We start from the raw sequence: 19994 nt of genomic DNA on the forward strand, positions 1-19994 counted from the left end.
CCAACAAATATCCTTGCATAGTTGACTACATAAATCGCTTTTATCCATTCACAAGCCGTCTATCTTCTTTCCACAACACGTCTTCAATTTCACACTGCGGTATAAAACCTGTAACAGCATCGGCCAAAATACCCCTGACCCGCTCAAAATCATCGTCTTCTGTTGCTTGTTCCAGTATTGCCAGCATTTTCTCCAACTCGGCCCAGGGAATAACGTGCTCTTGTGCGCGCATAATTCTTGCATGATCGGTCTTTGAAACATTATCGCCAATCAATAGCTCTTCATACAGCTTTTCTCCAGGCCTTAAACCTGTAAAGCTAATCTCGATATCGCCGTCGGGATGCTCTGCATCTTTGATTTCCAAGCCGCTCAAATGGATCATTCTCTTGGCTAAATCAACAATACGAATAGCCTCACCCATATCCAGCACAAACACATCGCCGCCATGGCCCATTGCCCCCGCCTGAATAACCAACTGCGACGCTTCAGGTATGGTCATAAAATAGCGGATGATTCTTTCGTCGGTAACCGTTACCGGCCCGCCTCTTGCTATCTGCTCTTTAAACAACGGCACAACGGATCCGGAGGATCCTAGCACATTACCAAACCGCACCATAGTAAAACGGGTTTTAGGATTATTAACAGCATTTAAACTGAGTGCCTGCAAAATCAGTTCAGCAAAGCGCTTGGTCGCGCCCATGGTATTGGTTGGTCTGACGGCCTTATCCGTTGAAATCAGCACAAAGGTTTCAACTTCAGCCTTTATCGCTGCTTGTGCCGCATACAAAGTTCCAAAGATATTGTTCCAGATCGCTTCGCCCGGGTTTCTTTCGACCATCGGCACATGTTTATAAGCCGCCGCATGATAGATTGTTTGCACCTTGAAAGTATTGCATATTTTTTCGCAACGCTTAGCGTTCGTGACCGAACCTAATACAGGAATAAGCTTTATTTCCTCAGCAATGTTTATATCGCCGGCGATGGTGTGCATGCCGTCAGCCAGTCGGGAACCGGCGCGGCGTTTGGTTAACAGATGCTGCAACTCCTTTTCTATCGCATAAAGCGCAAACTCGCTTATTTCAAAAAGAATCAGCGAATTCGGCTGCAAGCGGATAATTTGCCGACAAAGCTCGGAGCCGATAGACCCTCCTGCGCCGGTTACCATCACCACTTTTCCGGCAATATTGGCATGCAGCAGCGATTGATCGGGCGCCACAGCGTCGCGCCCCAACAGGTCGGCAATATCAACCTCCTGTAATGCATCAACGGTGACTTTACCTTGGGCAATATCAGACAAACCGGGCATAGACATCACGTGAATGGCAAAAGGCTCTAATAACCGAATAATTTCACTTTTACGCGCCCGATTAGCCGATGGCATGGCCAGCAGAACATCAGAAACCTGATGCCTTTCTATCAAGTACCTCAACGAGCCAAGGGGATAAATCCGAAGGCCGTTGACCTTTTGTTTTTGCAGCAATACGTCATCATCAATGAAAGCAATCGGCCTGAATTCACGCCCGTAGCTTAGGGCGGAAGCTAATTGTACGCCGGCGTTTCCCGCCCCATAAATCACCACATTTCTTTTGCTGTGGCTTTTTACACCCCGGCCTCCTCCCAGGTTTAAATAAACCTCTCCCAACCACCATCGCGCAAAAAAACGACTGCTGCCAACCAGTAGCATTATATTCAACCAGTTTAGCGGCAACACCGTCCGGGGAACGCCTTTGATACCGGATTCATATAAGACAAACGCAAAAACCAGCGCATAAAGCGTAGTCGCCTGAATTATGGTCCATAACGCCCTGACCTCTATGTAACGAATAATCGCGCGATACAAACCCAGCTTAACAAAAATCGGTACTGCGATGGCAGGTGCCGCAGCAAACAGATACCATTCGTCGTCTTTAGGGATATACAGCTCTCCCCAGCGCAAAGAAAAAGCGGCCCAAAGGGCAAATATGGCAAAAAATACATCCGCACTAATAAGGATAAAGGCCTTCTTTTGTCGCGGAAGGAGGATAAACCAAGTGCGCGTGTGTGATCTCATGAAACAATCCTGTCGTTTATCGCAATAATCAATTTTATTATACTCGATTGTGTAAGGACTGATTTACCTGCACTCTGTGGATACTCGTCCTACATTTCAATAAGTTTATTGAGCCTGCCGATCACCCGCTTTATAACGATATGCCAACAACAATAATGGAAAATACGCCACCATGAGACCCACAATGCCGTCCACTTTAGCCAATGCAACCAAGATGGCGACCGGCATCAACCAAAAAACATTAATAGCGCATACTGCCAATGTAACAGGACGATGAGCACCCAGGATGCGAGACGCATATTGGTAGGCATGGCTACGATGCGCCTCATAAAACTTCTCTCCCCGTAATACGCGGCGGCACAAGGTAACGGTTGCATCAACAATGAATACGCCCAGTAAAATCAACCACACCCACAATAACCGGGGCTCAATCCATGCCGCTTGCACAGAAAGCAGCGCCAGCATAATGCCCAAAAAACCGCTACCTGCATCTCCCATAAAAATACGGGCAGGCGGAAGATTCCAAAAAAGGAAGCCCAAAACGGCTACAGCCAGAAAAACCGGCGGCATCCAAGCGGTTGAATCCGGCGCAACCAGCCAGACCGCCAAAGCGCCGCTGCAACACACCGTAATCGCCTCAATACCGGCAAGGCCATCAATGCCATCCATGAAATTGTACAGATTGAGCAACCAAACTATATAAACCGCCGCACACACATACCCAAGCCATCCCAAATCCAGCAAATACCCAAAAGCAGTGAGCGGAGGAAAGCCACCCAGCCAATAAAGCCCCCAAACCGCAGCACCAAAATGTACCAATAAGCGCCGGCGCGCGGCAATATGTCCATGATCATCCAGAAAACCGGTTACCGCAACGGCGAATCCGGCGCCCCACAAGGCCAAACACGCCGGGGTAAAAAGCAAATCAAACTTGTTTAACAGGGGCAGAACAGCCAGAAGTGACACCACAATAGCGACACCGCCGCCGCGAGGCGTTGGCACCGAGTGTGAGCTGCGCTCATTAGGAATATCGATTAAGTTCTTCGCCAAGGCGTACCGGCGCAAAAAACCGGTGAGCGCCCAAGACGCTACACTCGTTAGCAAAAGAAACCACCAAAAAATCATTTGTACCTCGTTTAGTAATTGACGACTGTATGAGTATTGATGCTGGAGCTATCGCCGAGACGACTCAGGATTAGTCGTCAAAACCGAAAATCCGATAATGCAGATTATTTCCGTGCGTTTACTGAGAATGGATCCCGCAGGAAAGCATCGGAGTGAGAAACTGAATGCCTTAACTTGAATATTACAAAAATTAAACAGCCTTTAATTTTTGTAAAAAATCTGCTGCCGTTCTCTTCAATGCATCATCGACACTCACAGGAGGCTGCCAACCCAACAGATCGCAGGTCTTGCTAATATCAACTTGAAGCGAATTACACAAACGTTGCGCCATATCACGCCTACCCAACAATATAGCGGCGGCTTTTAGCACCCCGATAGGCATAGGAAACAGTTTGGCGGGCTTGCCCAATGCTTTACTCATACGTTGCAACAGTTCGGTAGTAGACAGATCCTCACCGTCCCCTGCCAAAAATGTCCGGTTAGCCGCTGCCGGATGCTCAATGCAGGTTACAATCAAATCGACCAAATTATCCAATGCAACAAAACTGCGCTTATTGTAAATCGCACCCAAAGGCAACGGGACACCTTTCTCAAGCCAACGCATCATGTCGTAAAAATTGGCTTTCACACCCGGCCCGTAGACCAGAGGGGGACGAATGATCACCACCTCCATGCCGGTTTCATCGGCCAATTGCCGTAACGACTCTTCGGCTTCGAGCTTTGAAATGCCGTAAGGATCAACCGGTACGGGTTGATCCTCAGTGGTATAAGGCCGCCCCAACGACGTACTTTCTCCATTTACCTTGATCGAACTGATAAAAATGAAGCGCTGCACACCTGCTTCAGCTGCTTGCCGGGCAAGATTCCAAGTACCTTCAACATTTACCTTATGCATCTCATCCAGCGGATCAACTGCATTATGTTTTGTTAAATGCACACGTGCAGCAAGATGAACAACCACGTTTATATCGAGCAATGCATGGGTCCAGTCCGTTTCGCCATCTATAACGCCGATTGATGTGGTCTCAACATTTTCGATTGGTAAATTATCAAAGCGCATCAATCGCACCGCCGCGCGAACGAATTGTCCTTGCCGAAGCAGCTCAGCGCAGAGCGATTTGCCAATAAAACCGTTAGCTCCCGATATCAAAACATTCATACGCCCGAACTCACCGTATTAACTCTAACAATCGGATAGGGAGTTTCAACGCCAGAAATAACAAGTTGGTATACAATCCATTCTCTTTGCAGGCCCTGACAATTTCACAATTCAGCTTTACACCCGTTATAAATCCGCTATTACTCAGCCCACCGGAACGCATAGTCACCATGACCTTATCAATAAATGACCACGATATTTTTTGTTTGATTAGCAACCTGACCAGCATCTCAAAATCGGCAGCAATTTTATAGTTCGTTTTATACATCCCACCTTCTTCATAACAAGACTTTTTACAATAAAAAGTAGGATGGGGAGGCATTACACCGATCCGCAGTAATACAGAATTAAGCTTGGCAACCCGATATTTCCTTAGTATTTTTTTAATATTTTTTTTGTCGACGATATTCAGGCCGGAAAAAACCGCATCTACTTTCGCCATACAAAACCTGTCTGCTATGACCTGCAAGGCATTTTCATCGGAGAACATATCATCTGAATTTAGCATACCGACATACTCTCCCGAACAAAGCGATATGCCTTTGTTCATCGCATCGTAGATTCCGCCATCTTTCTCGCTAACCCAATAATCAATAATATGATCATGCTGCTTCAAAATATCAACCGTTGCATCACTGGAGCCACCATCAATAACGATATGTTCAATATTGTTATAGCTCTGCTTCATGACGCTTTCTATTGTGTCCCGCAGCGTTTCCGCACCATTAAACACGACGGTAATCACCGTGATTAACGGCTTACCCGGCAATGAATGTTTATAGATGCCTTGGGATCGTAACCCGCCCTCTTCCTTATGCGGTTGAGATGGACAGTTAAGTTTGCAGTCAGGATCATTGTTTATCGCAGAGTGTACTGAAGCTGCAATTATCGTTTTCAAGCCGTCTCTCCTTCAGCCGTCGCAAGACTCAACATCGCAGCAGCAACTTCCGTCCAGTTTCGCGGTATTGCCTTAAGGTTTTCTGACCACTCCGGCCACCATCCTGAATCAAGACGCTTGCTTAAATCCACCATAGCGACATATAGCGAATTCACATCCTCAGGATTAAAGTAAATTGCCTGATTCCCGCAAAGCGTTCGGGCGTAAGGCAGGTCAGGGCAAATAATCGGCAGGCCTATCCACATTGCTTCGACAAGCGGAAATCCGAAACTCTCGGAAAGAGAAAGAAATAACAGTGCATCTGCATTTTCATACGCCTTTATAACTTTATTTGGGGCGAGCCTGTCAACACAATGTATCCATGCTATTGCAGGGCTTGGATTCAAGTTTTCCGGAATGGTAAGCAACAATTCGGATACAGGCCATGTATTTGCCTGATCAGCTCGAATTGCACCCAATAGCTGATGATTTTTGTGCGGGTAAACTGCAGCCGGATAAAAAAGCCGCAAACCGGAGTCCGTACGAATATTTTTTTGAGTGCGTTTAAGCTGAGACTCAAGTAGCCAGCTTGGAGCAGGCTGTGCAATGACATGTACCCGCTCTCTGATTTTGGGATAAGTTTCAATAAGAGCCGCTTTCATGGCCTCCGTTTGAACAATGAACACCGAAACATAGTCTATATTAAGTCGGAACAACCAACGCGCTATCCAATACTTGATAGCGCCAAGTTGCCTGCCTGTACTTGCACCGTCCGTCAGCAGGGTGGTTTGAACAAAAACCGTCTGTTTCGTTTTAGTCCTGACCGGTATATCGCCCAGCACCAGCAACGGCGTAGCGCCGTCAAACTTGCTGCCGAATAGCGTGCATTCCAGCAATCTTGAAATTGAATTGGGTAAATAGCGTTTGTAGCATATCAATTTGGTTTCATGACAAGCGGTTTCATAATTGGAAAGCTCGCCCCGAGACGGCAGGTGAACCGCTTCCAATTTGTAACCCGGCAGCCGCTCAAAATTCGGCAGCAAAGACTGGAGAAGTTGCACGGCGCCAAGCCCGGCAATATTGGTAAGATGAAGACGAACCGCCTTTCTTTCCCTGACGTGCTCAGTCATAATCATACCAAGGACAAGAAGGCTTCGGTTGCATTGCGTTAGACAAATCATCTCTGAGCACATCGAACATATAACGACCGGCCACGTCAGGCTCAAGCGCCGCACCAGCATTCCGGGCCGCAAGACGCATTTTTGCCCAATATTCCGGCGCATTGATCACATCATTCAATTTACACGCCAGATCAGACACATCTTCACTGGTAAAAATCACGCCGCATCGCCACTTTTCAATGACTGCTCCCGCGCCCACCCGGTCGCTGCAAATAACCGGAACTCCCGCCATCAGTGCCTCATTAACGACGACTCCCCAACCATCATATCGGCTCGGCAGCACTAGAGCGTCATAATCGGCAATAACGGCTTGCGATTCTCCGAAAGGAATCAAGCCGCAATACCGAACGGTAGACTGGTCGAAATCGAATTGATGGGAATCGCCATAACCGTAAGCATCAACTGTGACCGCGGCTCCATTTCCATTCAGGTTTCTAACCGCCTCGATCAATACATCCAACCCCTTGGTTGTAATCAATGTCCCGATAAAAATCAGTCTTAAACCGGTCTTTTTCGAATCGGTCGCCGGCGGTTCTGAACGAAGGCGTTCAGAACGCGGCACAAAGTACCCAAAGGGAAAGATTTTTTCCTTGGCTATGCCGATACTTCGATATTGCGATGCCGCAAGTGGTGAAATAGCGAAGACGCCGGCGATACGGCGGCTCAGCATCGCACCATAAAAACGGTATAAAATCGGGCGCAGTAATGCTTTAGCCCGATTAATGAGTTTATGCTTATCGGTTAGATAACCGGCAGAAATTGGAGAATAAGACTCCGAGATTAGAAACACTCTTAGCCCCATTGCTATGGCCAGCAATAACGTAACAATCAACCTCGGTTGTTCAAATGGACTGCCAAAAAGATGGACAGCATCTCGATGCGCCCGAAGCTGCTGAATAATATACTTGACCCACCCTTTTTGCGGAATCAGCTGGGGGGAAAGCGATGCCGCATGTCGATTCACCCAGCCTTGTAATTGCCGCGATGGATGTTCAGTCTTGGCGACATACACTGTTAGAGGGCATTTTGCCGCCTGTTGCAGCGCTTCCAACGTATATGACTGATGATCCGTTAAAATAGGATGCCAACTGACCACTTTCAATGTTGCGCTCCAGTTGAAGACTCAAACAGGAACTCGCTCAGCATTTGACCCACTCTTTCCGGTGCGCAGATTGCCGATACGGCTTGCACGCCATTTAACGACAACGCCCTTGCTGCATCACGATTTTCTACAATCCAACGCAGCTTCTCGATCAACAGAGTTGAATCATTCATTTCCAGGTAGATGGCGCCCTCAGCAAGCACTTCTCGAACATCGCTAATGTCCGTCGTGACGACGAGTATGCCTTGACTGGCGAATTCAATAACCTTGGACGGAAATGTCGTGTCTGCCTGTACACCTGAAATTGGCTTAAGGGATAGACCAATATGTGTATCCGTGAGTATCTGCCTGTATTCTTCGTCTGTTGTGCGGCCATACACAATGACTTCAGGGCTTCCAGTGTCATCAGCCAACGCTTTAAACTGCTCAATACAATCGCCCTTGCCGGTAATCGTAAACCTTATATTTTTTGCCCAAGATGGGGATTTCTTACGTAATATACGGATTGCGTCAATTAGCAACTGTGCACCGGTATCGTATGAAACCGTTCCACCAAGAAGAACGGTGATTGGCAATAAACCCCAGTTCGGCATTGTAGACGGTGCTTCCGAAGTTCCGTAACAACATAGAGTCGGCCGCAGTTTAGTCGCGCTTTCAAGCGCCTGACATGCAAGCAGTGCGCCTCCCGAGCACAGCGTATCGTAAAGCCCGCTTAAGATGCGTGACTTGATGCCTGATAAAGACCAATGGGTTAAATCTGTCTCACCATCCTCTAAATCCAATGCAGTCTCAATCCGAAGGATTTTTGTAAAAACCAGGACGAACAAATAGGCCGGTATACGATTATAAAAAAGGACTGTTTTCGTGTTTATTTTTTTATGTAAGCGCCATAGCAGAGGAACGGAAGAAAATAATGTCAGCAACTCGGAAAGAACGGGTAAGTGAAAAAAAGGCAAATAAATAACAGGCACCCCATCTAATCGACACACCTTGCTGCGAAAATACCGACCAGAGCCATCCTGCTTGCCGCGCCCCAAGCTGATCACTAATACACGGACTCCGGCTTTACGAGTAGCCTTAGATATATTAAAGACTTTGCGAGATGCAGCAGGGCTATCTGTCACGATGCCTCTTTCGAGGCGCGTTATATCATCAAGAGCATTACACATAAAAAAAAGATTATGCATGTTTAAGTGAACTTCTTTTTGAATACGGCAGACACACCAGCTATGAGTACGTTGGCCTGTACATCATGTTTGACCACCGAACCTACTGCGACAGATCCCGCCTCAGTATTGACGTCACTCAATATTCGGGAACCCGCGCCAATCACACAATCATCATTAATCATTATAGGTTTTATTGTTCCAGTACCGACTCGACGCGATGCCTTACCGATGCTATGCCCGTACTTAATAAACTCAATGGCCGGACCTATGTCACAGCATTCACCGATCAAAATAGGAACTTCCGTATGTGTGTAAAAAATCACACCAGGACTCAGCCAGGTATCGCGGCCAATACGAAGTTGGCCGCGACCATATATCCAGCCTCGGCCACATACCGAGACATTCTCGCCAATCTCAACATCACTTAATTTAAGGCATAGCCGCCTAAACCAGAAACACCGAGATGGCGGCAATATAAGCAGCAGAAAGTTTAATAAATGTCTAAGCATTTTTTATAGCCATAACAAACTGAAAAGCCACAGATGGATTCGACCATGCTTTAATGCTTTTCCCTTGTTGAAAGCCCAACCGTCGACTATCTGTAGAAAATTTTCGTCCATTTAACACTATGATTTAAAATCGATTTGGATATTCGAAGAATGTTCATTTCTCAACTTCATCATATAATTTAAGATTTTTATATTAAATATTGCCGATTTTAACCAATACCTTCCGTACCATACCGCCATGCGGCACTACCAATACGTTCTTATACTATTTAGTGCTTTTGAAAACGGGGGGCAACGATAATGGAAATAAAGAGGCGGACTTATGACTCATGGTTATTAACCATAAAGAATCTATTTACATATTTTATCATTTTACGCACACCATGACGCATTTTAAACTTGTCTGCCAGCCTGATTTACTGAATGCCTTGAACGCATTTGCTCCCAAACCAAGTTGATCGGACGAAGCATTACGGGGGTTGAGCTCGCATAATCACACCAATCGGGCACTACATTCCTATACATAAATGTATTATGCAGCCACATCCTCCGCCGACAGCACGAACGCCCTAGGCTTAAATTCCAAGTCTCGCGTCGCCTCAGCGTGATCAAACACCAAATCATGGTTCATACGCTCGGCCATGGCAGCCGACCACTGCCGATAGCGCTGCAAGCGGCGTAACATAGCCACCGCCAGACGGAAAGTCCAAAGCGGGACAGTCAGCAAGCGCCGACGGCGGCAGAGGGCGGAAAAAACACGAGCGACCATATTGCGATAAGTGAGCGTCTCGCCACCGGAAATGTTATACGCTCTGTTCGCCGCGCAAGGCGCCTGCAAAGCGGCCAGACATGCACCTGCTACATCCGCGACATGAATAGGCTGACGCAGGCCGTTTGCCTGACCAAATAAGGGAAAGAAGCCAAACCGCCGGATGAAGCGCGCAATCTCGGCGATATTTTTGTCCCTCCCCAAACCATAAATCAGCGTAGGACGCAGAATCACCCACTCCACTCCGCGGTTTTCCGCCCACTCCCGCACACGTGTTTCCGCATCAGCAAGCCGACGTGCTATGGCCTGCTCCTCCTGATCGGTAGAATCATCCTTGGTGAACCGACTGGTAGAAGACAATACCACCACACGCTTCGCACCCTGCGCATCGAGCCAGGCAAAATAGTCCGGCAGCACCCAAATAGGTGCGGCACAAATCCAAAACGAAACACTCGCCTCGCCTGCACGAGGTAGATCCAGCGACGCAGTGGTTGCCATTTGATGGCTTGGCTGAATGGCTACCGGTTTTGTCAGAGGAGATGATAAAGAGGCGGCAAGCTGTCGCCACTCCACCTTATCATCAAGCAGTCCAACCGCGTTCCGCGAGAACGCCGCCACCCGCCATCCTGCTTGCGTCAGCATCGGCAGCAAACAGACTCCCACCGAACTGGTTGCACCAAGAACTCCTACGAGGTTTAGTTGTAACTCATCACCCTCTGGGTGAGAGGCAATGGAAATCGCATTATTCGTCACAGCCAAACCCCAACGCCCGACCGGCACGCCTGGCCGAGTAGTAAGTAGCCATAAGGCCAAACCGCAGCCACACGCCGACTACAACCAACCCCATCAGCACCCCCGGATACTGGTGCCGAAAGAATTTCTTGTAAAACCGTATCATTCCCTTATGCTTGTGCCACTCAACAAACACCGGACGGCTTCTTCCGCAAACGCCTAATGCATGGATGATTTGCGCCGACGGAACGAACAGAATCTTCCATCCTTTTTGTCGAAAGCGCATGCACCAGTCCAGATCTTCGCAATGTAAAAAATAACCTTCGTCCCATTCGCCAACATCCTGCATCGCCTCACGCTTGACCATCATGCAAGCACCGGAGATTGCCTCCACCTCAATGGGACAATCCGGCAGCGGTTGACTGTGCAAGTGAAAATCAAAGAATAGGCGCGGCCACCGATCCGAAAAACGCCCCAACCCAAATACTCGCACAAAAGAACGCCAAGGCGTGGGGACGGCCCTGCGACTACCCGCTTGTTCGGTTCCATCCAAATTGGTAATAAAGCCTCCTGTCATACCCACGCTCTGATCTTCATTCATCGCGTCCAATAGTCCGGCCAAGGCGCCCGGTTTGAAAGAACAGTCAGGATTAAGGAACAATAAAAATTGTGCAGAAGCAACACGCGCGCCAATATTACAAGCCGTAGCGAAACCAACGTTGGTTGTATTTCTAATAATCCGTACGCACGGCAAGCCCTGCAAGGCATCCAAACTACCATCCCTTGATGCATTATCAATCACGATAATTTCGATTTCCAAGGGGCAATTGAGCAAAGAATCGACACAGCTACGCAATAACTCCCCTGCGTTATAATTGACAATGATTGTTGAGATGACGACTCTCATATTTATTTTCTACCAAGTTTTGTTTTAATCATCAACTTCTCCAACTGCCGCCAAACTTCATTAATTGAAGCGGCGGACACATAACAGTATTCCTGAATAATAATACAGATACACAAACTATAATCACTTTCTCAAGCAGTGTATCCATTGTCAATACAAAAAATGAACAACAACTTCGTACGGACAAGTCAGCAGCGAATCAACACAGATAGAGTGGATAACACATTCGGCGAGATTCTGGCTTTTCCTCAGTTTGTGTAAACGCATCCCAACAGATTAAATGGTCTTTACCTCAGCCACTTTCTAAGTTTCCGGCAGCCGGAAAACGCTTTCCAAGTTCGGGAAGCTCTTAAAGCGGGTTTTTCCGGCAACAGCTCATGTATTGCCGCGATGTGAAAGCAATAATTCGGCGTTTTACGCCATAGCGCAATTTGTTGAATCGGTTGGCATAGGCTCGATAAAAGCTTCTGCTGCCTGTGGCGGTATCGAAACATCCATCCCGATCCAGCATCCGGATAAACTACCTTTATCGATTCCAAAATCGGGCCATGTGGGCGCATCCGGTGGGAAATCTGAAGTTGCATCGACGAATCTCTCGGGGAAAATTTCCGAAGATTCTAACCCTCTGCCGTATAGCGCTAAAAATTCAGTTTCCGGAGGAATCGCAAGCCCGGGATGGGCGTCCGGCATAAGACGCAATAATGTGGTACCTGATCGAGGGGCGCCGACAATGACAGGCATGGGAAATAACATCTAAATACTCATTAATAAAAACGGGGCATTCAGATGTCCGGAATGCATATAATTTTTCTACGCTACGCCTGCCTAAGAGGCCAATCCGTCATCCGGAACCGCAAGCCCAGATTTAATATTTGTGTAATTCACAAGCCATTGCGTTTACCGTTTATGCCCCTCAAGCCATCAATCACACCTAGAGACATCATTTTTAGGCATGTCAAACGATTTTCTGCTGTCCAGCTAAAGAAAACCGCCATTTTTAAACATCTGGCAATATCGGCAATTTTCCAGTTCAACGGCATATACCTCCGACGGTACAGTAATACGCTGTTGCGAAACATATAGTAATACCGAAAAGGTTTGTGAAAAGGCACCGTCCGCTTACGCAAAAACCAAACTTCCCTTCGCTGCTCTCCAAGCGCATGTGTCATCACCGCGCCACATAGCCCGAATATTTGCAATCCTTTGGATTTTGCACGAAAGCACCATTCCGTATCCACATGATCAATAAACAGGCTTTCATCCATTAGCCCAACAGTTTCCAGTACTGCAATTGGCAGTAATGACCCGGAAGAAACCAAAAAATCCGCATCCACAATGGATGTATTATTCTCGCATCCACAATGAATAAAACGAAACATCCCGACTTTTACAAATCGGGATAACACACCATTCTCTGCATCGCGGTATTGAGGACCAATTGCCGCGACCTGAATACCTTTTTCATTCAATGCGGCACAGGCGGATCGCAATCGAATCACCATATCCACCCCTACCTGACTGTCCTGGTCCAGCAACAATACAAATTTTGAGCTTTGCTCAATTGCGCGCCTAATCCCGATATTATGGGCAGCACCGATCCCCAAATTTTCTTCCTGCTGGAGCAGGTGCAATTTTGCATTTGCCTGATCTTCAAGTTTATCGAACCAGCTAGGTGAAAAATTTGACGAAGCATTATCTACAATAAAAATATCAGATACTTGATCAGAAACGGCTTGAATTGCAGCACGAAGAGCTTCGGTGTCGGGATTGTAGGTAACCAACACTGCAGACACATCGTGACAATAATTTTCATTTACCATGATTCGTTCGAAATTTAAAAGAGACGAAATAGTTCTTGTCTAAGAACACCTGACGTCTTTTGGTAACCTATCATCGAAATGACCAACGCTTATGGCCGATATAACTGGTGAACACGGGCACAGCCACACCGGTTGCATGGGCTATTTCCCGCACGTACAATCTTACCCCCAGCGATGGCAAGAGGTAATGCGCCAAGCCCATACTAATGCCCCAGGTTTGTAATATGGCAACCAGATTCACAAGAACAAAGAACAAAGCAGAACGACGTATTGATTGCTGACTCTTTTTGAATACAAAGAGCTTGGCTAGCACAAAAGCCGTAATCATCCCTGTAAGATAGGCAAAAATCACGGCTGAAGAAAAATCAAAATGCTGACTGTAAAGAATTCTGGAGCTAAAGTTTACGGCGGCAGCAGTCCCTCCAGTCAACAAAAAAATCATGAACTGTTTTGAGAAGAAGTGCTTAATCACACCATCGCGTCCTTGGCCATTTTCCGCCCGAAACCAATACTTTCGGATATCCCTCTGTCTTCCGGATAATAATAAGACGTATCGGCAACCCATAAACCTTTAACCGGCAGTGCAACTGGAGGCAGCTTATCAAGATAACCGGGATCACAGATAGGTTGCGCATAACGGTAACGACTCGACCGCAGCTCAATAAAGTCTTCGTCGGACAGCTCTGGATTAATCTTTTTCAAGTAGCTGCGCACTTTGTCGAGGAAGACTTGATCCGATTCAGCAAATTTCGGGTGCTCACCGGGCATATAAAAAGGGACATAAACGATGTGCTGATCCAACGGCCGCAAATTGCTGTATTCCACCAAGCCTGGGATGTCCATTTCAGGGTCATTGGTGTTTAACCAGAAGTTCCCGGTCAATGCTTTACGCAGCTTGACGATCACGCAGACCACTGCGATATTATTAATCAACCGGAAGCTATCCAGGATGTCGGCCGGCAAATCGGGCATCAGTCTTGGCACATAGGGCAGCGGAATGGTACTGATCACCTTGTCGAACATTTCGATGTGTCCTGCCACCTCAACGCCCCGCACTTGCCCTTCTTCGATGACAACTTTGCTAATCGCTGATTTAAGTCGAATCTCGCCGCCGTGCGCTTCAATATCAGCGCGCATTGCTTGAAGCAGTGTTTCCGATCCGCCTTCCAAGTAGCCCAGCTTTTCGCGGAACAGACTGTAGCGCGACCTACCGATACGCCGAATCCGGCTCCAGATCCATGCTGCCGACAGGTTATCGGTGTAATCGTAGAACTTGTAGTCAAACAGCCTGCGCCACAAGACTTCATAAGCTTCCGCGCCCACCCAGCGTTTGATCCAACCACTCGCTTCGACATGATCCAGCGGCTTCCAGTCGTTGCGTTTGGTGCACAGGAAAGCGTGGAGACCATAGCGGAATTTAGCAGCCAGACTTAAACCTTTAAACTTTAAAAGTGCAACCGGATTGCCCCACGGCTGCAAGCGCCCCTGATACCAGTAGCCCATTTTTGTTTCTACCCAGTGCATCTTGTCGGCCAAAGCCAGTTCGTCCAACATCATCAGGAAAGCATGGTCGGAGATGCAATGAAAATGGTAGTAACGTTCAATGGACAGGCCGGAGAAATCGAACGCAGCGGTCATCCCGCCTATTCTGTCATCCGCTTCAAAAACCGTCGGATGATAGCCGTCACGCGCCAATTGATAAGCCACAGCCAAACCCATCGGCCCTGCACCTAAAACCGCAATACGTTGCTTATTCATACTTAAAATTCCAGAACCACTTTGCTGTACGCCGGGTCGTTAAAGGTTTCATTAATCGCTTTGGCAAAAGGCGTATAAGGCACGCCAAAAATACCCGGCCAGTCGATTACCTCAAACTCATCTTTGGCACTCAGTGCAGCAAGCTGTTGGGTGGTGAACGGAGGATTTTTGTCAAAAAGTCCCCAGACCCAAATCAACGAATAAAATAAGCCATATGGAATTTTGATGATTAGCGCTCTTGCACCGGTCGCATTTTTTATCTCTCTAATCATATCAATGTAATCAACTTTCTCGTGACCGGAGATGTTGTAAACGCCCTCGGTAATTTTGTTTTCAATGCAACTGATAATAATGTTGCAAAAATCGCCAACATAAAGAGGCTGGCGCATATAGCGGCCGTGCCCGGGTATGGGGAAAACCGGCACCTTCTTCATGAAGCGCGATAGCCAGCCCAGATGCTTGCGATCAAACCAGCCGAACATCAAAGTCGGGCGCAATACGGGGCAAGGAATACCGCTCTCCAACACCATGAGTTCCTGATCTATCTTGGTTTTGGTGTAGAAGTCATCCGCCACCGATTCCACGACCGAAGAACTGATGTGAACGAGATAGGGCACATTGTTGGCTTTAACAGCATCCAGAATCAGACGTGTGGCGTCCACATTATTGCGGACAAACTCCTGATAATCATTGCCGCCGATCTGGGCCTGTAACATCACAACCACTTCAGCATCTTGAAAATATCGCTGCCAATCGCCAGGTTCTGCCAGATCTGCATACTCGACCGTAATATCGGGCTGAACCTCTTTGAGGACGGCCAAATTGGCGCGATGCTTATCCAGGACAACGATATTGCTATATCCTTTGGCTTTCAGGCGAGCGACGAGGTTTTGACCAACAAGACCAGCACCGCCGGGGAGAATAATTCGTTTTTCTTTCATCTCACTTCCATCAATTAACTTTAAGAGCGATTGCAGACCATTCGCCCCACTTAGTACCCGCATCAATCAGCGTGACATCGAACTCATCGGGTAATTGAGTATTGGAAAATTCCAATACAGACCACTCCAGAGCAAGCGGGAGTATAGTGTGAAATTTTCCCGCCCCGCCGTTATTCACAAGTACGAATTGCTCCGCCACCCTCGGCCCGGAACGATAAAGAATCCGATCATCTCGCCGTAGATGAAGTGTAACCATTCCAGTATCGTTTTCCGACTTGATCAACGATCCAATAACCCGAAACCCTGGAATACTGCTCTTGAAATAATCGGTACCCTGCCACCCATTATTGCTGATCGAAGCGACCGCTACGAGACCCGTTGTATTGTCGATATTCTTCCACTCCCGGACTTCAAAAGCCCGAACCAAAGAGCCTGGATCACAAAACGGTTCGCCATCGGGTCCGATGGGATAACGAGAATTTAGCTCGTAGATATTACCGGGAAGGATGCTGCGAATTAAGCGGTTGTCGAGCAAATGTTTGAGACGTTCCGGATTGGGATAAGGTGTGAACAGGAAGGGTTTATTCTGTAAATGTGCAATATCTCCACTGCACAGGTAGGCGCGCACATTTTTTTCTTGCTCCAACCCCTCCCGAGCTTTGATTTGCAAATCTGCTGACAATTTTCCGGCGGACATGTTAAATCCAATAGCAACAGTCGCCAGCCAAACCGCAATACCCAACCCATAACGGAGCTTATGTTGTGTTTTGGCGTGGTTTAACAGAACTATCAGCACCGAAAAATTAAGCACAAGACCAATTGCAAAGAGATCCAGATAGCGCGACGACGTTATTCCTGCCGCTCGACCATAGGCAATGCTTACAAACTGCCCGAATAACCACAGCGTCATCACCACAATAAAGAAACAGGGGGGTGTTTGATATTCCCTGTTACGCAAAACTCGCAGCCCGAGCAGCAATAGCGGCATTTGGACAATCACAACCCCTATACCCGTTTTATTAGCGGGCCACGAAACCACCGTAGCCAGGGCAAATAAAAACTGAGTCGGGGATTGAGCCTTCAATACAGCGTGCCCGGGAATACTTGGAGTTAAGCCGATCGCTAACACAACCATTGCTATCAACAGCAGAATGGCCGAACTGGCAACACCCTCTTTATCTTTTGCAACCACTCTTCTAATCACTAAAATCAAGCTGCCTGCCAGTATGGTAAGTGCGCCCGATGCCAAGGTGACCAGGCACAATCCTCCTGCCGCGACTCCCATCCACCACTTCATGCTATAGGTCTTGTAAGCAGACATAGCCCACAAGTAAAAAAAGCTGAACAGCAATAAAAAGTAAAACTGTGATTGAAAGCCGGCCAAGGTGTTTTCCCAGCCGAACGGAATAGAAAACAACACCGCGGAGAAGACAAACAAAGCAGTTTTACTGCCGGGGGAGAGGAGCGTCTTGCTCAAATAGAACAGCAGTACAGATAAGCTCGCAACGTGCAGGACGGCATTGACCCGCATCTGCAAAATGGGATCCCATATTTTGCCGTTCAACTCCAGCAGGCCTAGTGCCAGCAAACGTGTAGTCAGGATGCGATGCTCATTATGGGCCGCGAACAAATCCATCCAATGCAACGATCCTTCAAGCCAGGGACGATATAGATGATCCGCCTCGGCGTCCCATTGATCCCAGTAGGGCGTTGCATTGCCGTAAATCGCGATTAGCGCAAATTTTATACCAAGCACAAATGCCGCAAAACTGAGATAAGGTAGTATTTCTATAGTTTGGAGGCGTTTCAAAAGATCGTTTTTCATAACTTCATTGTGTTTGATTTTTCTATTTTTATTGGAAATAGTAGTCGCTCTTTCCCCTGGTTAGATGTCTAGCTTGTTAAAAATAAAACGTGGCAAATGCCGAATTATCATCATGATCAATGCCCATTTAGCCGGCGCATACGTAACTGGCGTGCCTTGATTTATTGCTTTAACGATTAATTGTGCAACGTCTTCTACATTAGCAAGACCACCTTGTTGTTTCAGATGTGCCGTCATAGGGGTGTCTGTTGGACCCGGTTTGATCAGAACCACTTTGACGCCGGTATTTGCCAAGCGATGTTGAAGACCCTGCGCATATCGCGTAACCAGCCCCTTGGCTGCACCATACACATAATTTGACTTGCGCCCCCTGTCCCCAGCGACAGAGCCAATGATTGCCAGAGTGCCCTGGTTGGCTTTTTGCATGTGAGAGACAAAAGCCTCTGCAAATAGCACGGGAGAGATTCCATTCACTGTTAGCGCCTCATGGCATGTAGTCAAATCCTGCTGGCAGGCGGCTTGATCCGGCAAAGAACCGTGGGCAATCAGTACGGTGTGGACCGGAGCTTCAGCAACAATTTTATCAACCAGTTGCTGAATCGCGAGCGGATCAATAAAGTCTGCCTCGAGTACACATACGGCAGACTGTGGACTGCGTACGCGCAAGTCGGCTGCCACACGCTCTGTTTTTTCCGAATCACGACCGACCAGCGTCAAATCGATTACGTCATCCTTGACCCACAGGCGTGCGCAATGTTCAGCGATAGCCGAGGTTGCACCGATGATGACGATTTTTTTTTTGTTGTTTGACATTATTTAATAGCCTATTAAGCGACGCGACATTGCCGAGCTAATGCCCGGATCACGGTATTGCAGAAATTCGGCAAGGCGTGGGTAGCCTGCCTTGAATAAATCGCGCGGCATACGCGCATCTTTGGCGAGATAAATTCGCCCACCCGCTCCGCGCACAATAGAGTCCAGCCGTTCCAAGAGCTTCAGCGTCCGATCACCCTTGTTCGGAAAATCCAGCGCCAAGGTCACGCCGGGTTGGGGAAAGCTCATCATGCCTACGGCTTGGCGGTTGCCAAAGGTTTTCAGTACTGCCAGGAATGATCCCTCCCCGGAACGGGCGATTTCAGCCAACATCGCCTGCACCGCGTCACGTCCGACTTCACGCGGCACCACACTCTGATATTGAAAAAAGCCCTTGGGGCCATACATCCGGTTCCATTCCATCAGGTTGTCGAGCGGGTAAAAGAAAGACTCATAATGAGCCGGGCTTCTACCTGCTTGCCATTTTTTGAGATTGAAATAGGCCATGTTGAACGGCTTCAGCGACAGGCTGTTAACTAGGGATATAGGCGGCACGAAAGGCATAGTTAGCTTTCGATTTTTTGGTTCGGGACATAAACCGGTATTTGCCGGATTTCCTCGCATGAATATTCCACGTCCCCCACCGGAAATACAATCGATCCATGAAACGGTATGCTCCCAGTCCGCTTCTGAAGTATCAGCCAGATGGAAAAACTCGTCCAGATTGTTATAAGGCACAGTCTCGGCGTCGAGCCATGGGCCAGCCACCCGGCGCAGCTGAATTTCGGCTTCGGTGATTACACCGGTCAAGCCAAGTCCGCCCACTGTGGCAGCAAACCAATCGGGCTTAACCTGTGGATCGCACTCAATAATCTCGCCGTCGGTTCGCACCAGCCTGATCCGGTGAATGTGATCGCCAAAGGAACCTAAAACGTGGTGGTTTTTACCGTGCACATCGTTAGCAATGGCGCCGCCCACCGTCACCAGTTGTGTACCCGGCGTAACTGGCAAAATCCAGCCACGCGGGATCATCAATCGCTGGATGTCACGCAACCGCATACCGGCTTCACACACCAGTCGACCGGTAATCTCATCAAAGCTAATGAAGCGATCCAGGCTCGTCGTCTGCCACAACACACCATCCGGGTTTAGGCAAACATCACCGTAACTACGCCCCATGCCGTGAGCAATACCTGACCGACTGCTTTTCAGCTGCTGGATGACTTGATTCCGATCGGACAGAACCATAACTTCATG

The 19994-nt window shown here is 47.9% G+C and carries 18 protein-coding genes; all 18 read right to left on the reverse strand.

Going from position 1 to position 19994, the window contains the following annotated elements; all coding sequences use genetic code 11:
• Positions 1-40: 40 nt before the first annotated feature.
• The 18 genes from Q8L79_RS15150 to Q8L79_RS15235 all read right to left on the reverse strand — a co-directional run bounded on the left by Q8L79_RS15150 (position 41) and on the right by Q8L79_RS15235 (position 19985).
• On the reverse strand, positions 41-2050 hold the full coding sequence (locus Q8L79_RS15150; protein WP_305272794.1) for a nucleoside-diphosphate sugar epimerase/dehydratase: 2010 nt from the start codon (positions 2048-2050) through the stop codon (positions 41-43).
• A gap of 105 nt (positions 2051-2155) precedes the next feature.
• Complete coding sequence (locus tag Q8L79_RS15155; RefSeq protein WP_305272797.1) at positions 2156-3175, reverse strand: glycosyltransferase family 4 protein; 1020 nt, start codon at positions 3173-3175, stop codon at positions 2156-2158.
• A 190-nt stretch (positions 3176-3365) separates the two neighbouring features.
• The gene (locus Q8L79_RS15160) at positions 3366-4334 is read right to left on the reverse strand and encodes an SDR family oxidoreductase (protein WP_305272799.1); all 969 of its coding nucleotides are present in this window, start codon (positions 4332-4334) and stop codon (positions 3366-3368) included.
• Positions 4335-4344: 10 nt separating this feature from the next.
• Positions 4345-5232, reverse strand: coding sequence for a glycosyltransferase family 2 protein (locus Q8L79_RS15165; RefSeq protein WP_305272802.1), 888 nt, complete (start codon positions 5230-5232; stop codon positions 4345-4347).
• On the reverse strand, positions 5229-6341 hold the full coding sequence (locus Q8L79_RS15170; RefSeq protein ID WP_305272805.1) for a glycosyltransferase: 1113 nt from the start codon (positions 6339-6341) through the stop codon (positions 5229-5231). Before Q8L79_RS15170 ends, Q8L79_RS15165 begins: the two co-directional genes overlap by 4 nt.
• On the reverse strand, positions 6334-7488 hold the full coding sequence (locus tag Q8L79_RS15175) for a glycosyltransferase family 4 protein (RefSeq protein WP_305272859.1): 1155 nt from the start codon (positions 7486-7488) through the stop codon (positions 6334-6336). The genes Q8L79_RS15170 and Q8L79_RS15175 overlap by 8 nt, the downstream gene beginning before the upstream one ends.
• Positions 7489-7490: 2 nt before the next feature.
• A complete protein-coding gene (locus Q8L79_RS15180) occupies positions 7491-8681 on the reverse strand; it encodes a glycosyltransferase (RefSeq protein WP_305272808.1) in 1191 nt (396 codons plus the stop codon).
• Positions 8682-8683: 2 nt separating this feature from the next.
• Positions 8684-9172 carry a transferase gene (locus tag Q8L79_RS15185; RefSeq protein ID WP_305272810.1) on the reverse strand — a complete coding sequence of 163 codons (489 nt, stop codon included), beginning with the start codon at positions 9170-9172 and terminating at the stop codon, positions 8684-8686.
• Between the two features lie 532 nt (positions 9173-9704).
• Entirely contained in the window at positions 9705-10694 is a 990-nt protein-coding gene (locus Q8L79_RS15190; protein WP_305272814.1) for an NAD(P)-dependent oxidoreductase, read from the reverse strand.
• Positions 10684-11580 (reverse strand): glycosyltransferase family 2 protein, encoded by an 897-nt coding sequence (locus tag Q8L79_RS15195; protein ID WP_305272817.1) that lies wholly within the window; start codon positions 11578-11580, stop codon positions 10684-10686. Before Q8L79_RS15195 ends, Q8L79_RS15190 begins: the two co-directional genes overlap by 11 nt.
• Before the next feature lie 414 nt (positions 11581-11994).
• Positions 11995-12333 carry a sulfotransferase gene (locus Q8L79_RS15200; protein WP_305272820.1) on the reverse strand — a complete coding sequence of 113 codons (339 nt, stop codon included), beginning with the start codon at positions 12331-12333 and terminating at the stop codon, positions 11995-11997.
• Positions 12334-12461: 128 nt separating this feature from the next.
• Positions 12462-13400 (reverse strand): glycosyltransferase family 2 protein, encoded by a 939-nt coding sequence (locus tag Q8L79_RS15205; protein WP_305272823.1) that lies wholly within the window; start codon positions 13398-13400, stop codon positions 12462-12464.
• Positions 13401-13470: 70 nt separating this feature from the next.
• Positions 13471-13872 (reverse strand): GtrA family protein, encoded by a 402-nt coding sequence (locus tag Q8L79_RS15210; protein WP_305272826.1) that lies wholly within the window; start codon positions 13870-13872, stop codon positions 13471-13473.
• Entirely contained in the window at positions 13869-15158 is a 1290-nt protein-coding gene (locus Q8L79_RS15215; protein WP_305272829.1) for an NAD(P)/FAD-dependent oxidoreductase, read from the reverse strand. Before Q8L79_RS15215 ends, Q8L79_RS15210 begins: the two co-directional genes overlap by 4 nt.
• A gap of 2 nt (positions 15159-15160) precedes the next feature.
• A complete protein-coding gene (locus tag Q8L79_RS15220; protein ID WP_305272832.1) occupies positions 15161-16099 on the reverse strand; it encodes an NAD(P)-dependent oxidoreductase in 939 nt (312 codons plus the stop codon).
• Between the two features lie 10 nt (positions 16100-16109).
• Positions 16110-17924, reverse strand: coding sequence for a hypothetical protein (locus Q8L79_RS15225; RefSeq protein ID WP_305272834.1), 1815 nt, complete (start codon positions 17922-17924; stop codon positions 16110-16112).
• Between the two features lie 60 nt (positions 17925-17984).
• Complete coding sequence (locus Q8L79_RS15230; RefSeq protein ID WP_305272837.1) at positions 17985-18737, reverse strand: SDR family NAD(P)-dependent oxidoreductase; 753 nt, start codon at positions 18735-18737, stop codon at positions 17985-17987.
• A 3-nt stretch (positions 18738-18740) separates the two neighbouring features.
• Positions 18741-19985, reverse strand: a complete 1245-nt coding sequence (locus Q8L79_RS15235; protein ID WP_305272840.1) for an FAD-binding oxidoreductase — start codon at positions 19983-19985, stop codon at positions 18741-18743.
• Positions 19986-19994: the final 9 nt, after the last annotated feature.

The sequence above is a fragment of the Methylobacter sp. genome, from assembly GCF_030680395.1.
Taxonomy (GTDB): domain Bacteria; phylum Pseudomonadota; class Gammaproteobacteria; order Methylococcales; family Methylomonadaceae; genus Methylobacter_A.

Bases quoted from the DNA above. Each gene is read 5' to 3' on its own strand.
- Q8L79_RS15150 (WP_305272794.1), bottom strand. From the start codon at position 2,050: ATGAGATCACACACGCGCACTTGGTTTATCCTCCTTCCGCGACAAAAG.
- Q8L79_RS15155 (WP_305272797.1), bottom strand. From the start codon at position 3,175: ATGATTTTTTGGTGGTTTCTTTTGCTAACGAGTGTAGCGTCTTGGGCG.
- Q8L79_RS15160 (WP_305272799.1), bottom strand. From the start codon at position 4,334: ATGAATGTTTTGATATCGGGAGCTAACGGTTTTATTGGCAAATCGCTC.
- Q8L79_RS15170 (WP_305272805.1), bottom strand. From the start codon at position 6,341: ATGACTGAGCACGTCAGGGAAAGAAAGGCGGTTCGTCTTCATCTTACC.
- Q8L79_RS15180 (WP_305272808.1), bottom strand. From the start codon at position 8,681: ATGCATAATCTTTTTTTTATGTGTAATGCTCTTGATGATATAACGCGC.
- Q8L79_RS15185 (WP_305272810.1), bottom strand. From the start codon at position 9,172: ATGCTTAGACATTTATTAAACTTTCTGCTGCTTATATTGCCGCCATCT.
- Q8L79_RS15195 (WP_305272817.1), bottom strand. From the start codon at position 11,580: ATGAGAGTCGTCATCTCAACAATCATTGTCAATTATAACGCAGGGGAG.
- Q8L79_RS15200 (WP_305272820.1), bottom strand. From the start codon at position 12,333: ATGTTATTTCCCATGCCTGTCATTGTCGGCGCCCCTCGATCAGGTACC.
- Q8L79_RS15205 (WP_305272823.1), bottom strand. From the start codon at position 13,400: ATGGTAAATGAAAATTATTGTCACGATGTGTCTGCAGTGTTGGTTACC.
- Q8L79_RS15215 (WP_305272829.1), bottom strand. From the start codon at position 15,158: ATGAATAAGCAACGTATTGCGGTTTTAGGTGCAGGGCCGATGGGTTTG.
- Q8L79_RS15220 (WP_305272832.1), bottom strand. From the start codon at position 16,099: ATGAAAGAAAAACGAATTATTCTCCCCGGCGGTGCTGGTCTTGTTGGT.
- Q8L79_RS15225 (WP_305272834.1), bottom strand. From the start codon at position 17,924: ATGAAAAACGATCTTTTGAAACGCCTCCAAACTATAGAAATACTACCT.
- Q8L79_RS15230 (WP_305272837.1), bottom strand. From the start codon at position 18,737: ATGTCAAACAACAAAAAAAAAATCGTCATCATCGGTGCAACCTCGGCT.
- Q8L79_RS15235 (WP_305272840.1), bottom strand. From the start codon at position 19,985: ATGGTTCTGTCCGATCGGAATCAAGTCATCCAGCAGCTGAAAAGCAGT.